Here is a 2193-nt window from a genome sequence, read left to right as displayed (position 1 = left end):
GTTTGGGGTATTGGCTGCGATGCAACAAATGAGAGTGCAGTAGAAAAAATATACAAACTCAAAAAAAGGTCCGATAAAAAAACTATGATTTGCCTCGTATCTAATCAGTTTATGCTCGAACAATATGTAGAAAAAGTTCCTGAACCAGCTTATGATTTAATGGATCTATCTGAAAGACCAGTTACTATTATTTACGATAACCCTAAAGGAGTAGCCGGGAATCTTATTGCTCAGGATAACACCCTGGCTATACGAGTAGCTTCTGATCAGTTCTGTCAACGGTTAATTCAAAATTTTAAAAGACCCGTTGTTTCTACTTCAGCAAATATAGCTGGGGAACCTACTCCGGGAAATTTTTCAGAAATAAGTGATTTGATTTTAAAAGGTGTAGACTATGTGGTAAATTTGGAGCAGAAAACAACGATTAAATCACCTTCTTCCATTATTAAATTGGGTAATGATGGAACTGTAAAAATTATCCGCAAATAGAGCAACAAAAAATCCTGGCTTTATTATTTTGGATTTCTACCCACCCAGGCAACTCAATTCAGAAGTGATCTAAATTATGACGTTGACAAATTACAAAAAAAGCTTACAAGATTCCATTTTTCCTATTATTGCAGCCTCTGCGAAGGAGCTTGCTATTGACAATTATGTGATAGGTGGATATGTAAGGGATCTAATACTGGAAAGGGGTAAATCTAAGGACATAGATATTGTTGCTGTAGGAAGCGGGATTCAGCTTGCTAAAAAGGTAGCCTCAAAACTTATTGGAAAGCCCAAGGTATCAGTCTTTAAGAATTTTGGGACTGCGATGATAAAACATCATAATTGGGAAATAGAATTTGTGGGTGCCAGAACAGAAAGTTACACAAGAGATAGCAGAAAGCCGGTTGTCGAGGATGGAACGCTTTTAGATGATCAAAAAAGACGCGATTTTACTATAAACACCATGGCTATTTCTCTTAATGAATCAGATTATGGCCAATTACTAGACCCTTTTGATGGTATTAAAGACCTGAAAAAAAAATTAATTCGAACTCCATTGGATCCTTCCATAACCTATTCCGATGATCCTTTGAGAATGATGAGAGCTATTCGTTTTGCTACGCAGCTGGGTTTTAACATCGAATTAAAATCGCTTCAGGCAATTATAGAAAATAAAGAACGAATAAAAATAATATCTCAGGAACGAATTGTTGATGAATTAAACAAAATTTTAGAATGTGATCAGCCATCTATTGGACTAAAACTTTTATATAATACCGAATTATTGCCCTTTTTGCTGCCCGAATTAACCGCTTTGGAAGGTATTGAAGAAATTGAAGGACAACGTCATAAAGACAATTTTTGGCATACTCTTGAAGTTGTTGATAATATTGCTAAGACTACTGACAATTTGTGGTTACGGTGGGCAGCACTATTACACGACATAGGTAAGGCCCCCACCAAAAGGTTTGATAATAAGATAGGCTGGACATTTCATGCACATGAATTTGTGGGTTCTAAAATGGTATTTAAATTATTTAAGAGATTACATATGCCATTAAACGACAAAATGAAATTTGTTCAGAAAATGGTTCGAATGAGTTCAAGACCTATAATTCTTTCACAGGAAAATGTAACTGACGCAGCAGTAAGGCGATTGGTATTTGATGCCGGGGAGCATGTAGACGATCTTATGACCCTTTGTGAGGCAGATATTACTACAAAAAATTCTTATAAACAGAAAAAGTATAAAAACAATTTTAAGGTTGTAAGACAAAAAATCATTGAGGTAGAAGAACGTGATCATTTAAGAAATTTTCAACCCCCAATAAGTGGTGAGCAGATTATGAAAGCTTTTGATCTTAAACCTTCTAAAGAAATTGGTATCATTAAAGATGCTATAAAAGAGGCAATTCTTGAAGGTGAGATTCTGAATGAATATTAGCCAGCCTATAAATTTATGATAAAAAAAGGAGCAGAAATGGGTCTTAATAAAAAATAACTAGGACAAATTTTGGAAAAGTCGTTTAAAGCTCTAATGAGAATTTTTGTTTTAATTAATTTAGTTTAATTACAAATAATTATTATTTCTCAAAAAAAAAATAAGCCAGAAGTTGAATAAAAGAATAGTAATTTTGCGCTGAAATTTAAGCTTCTATGCAAAAGAATTTTAGAAATATTGCCAAAGTTTCATTGGTACTGGTG

General features: G+C 33.9%; 2 protein-coding genes. Both read left to right on the top strand.

What is annotated here, in order from left to right:
• Window positions 1-489: L-threonylcarbamoyladenylate synthase (locus WBN20_RS12945; protein ID WP_424281993.1), on the top strand; the 489-nt coding region annotated here is incomplete at its 5' end.
• Window positions 490-565: 76 nt separating this feature from the next.
• Window positions 566-1933, top strand: a complete 1368-nt coding sequence (locus WBN20_RS12940; RefSeq protein ID WP_424281992.1) for a CCA tRNA nucleotidyltransferase — start codon at window positions 566-568, stop codon at window positions 1931-1933.
• Window positions 1934-2193 lie beyond the last annotated feature (260 nt).

The organism is Eudoraea sp. (assembly GCF_049665975.1).
In the GTDB taxonomy this organism is placed as follows: Bacteria; Bacteroidota; Bacteroidia; order Flavobacteriales; family Flavobacteriaceae; genus Eudoraea.
This window is presented reverse-complemented; position numbering and strand designations above follow the sequence as displayed.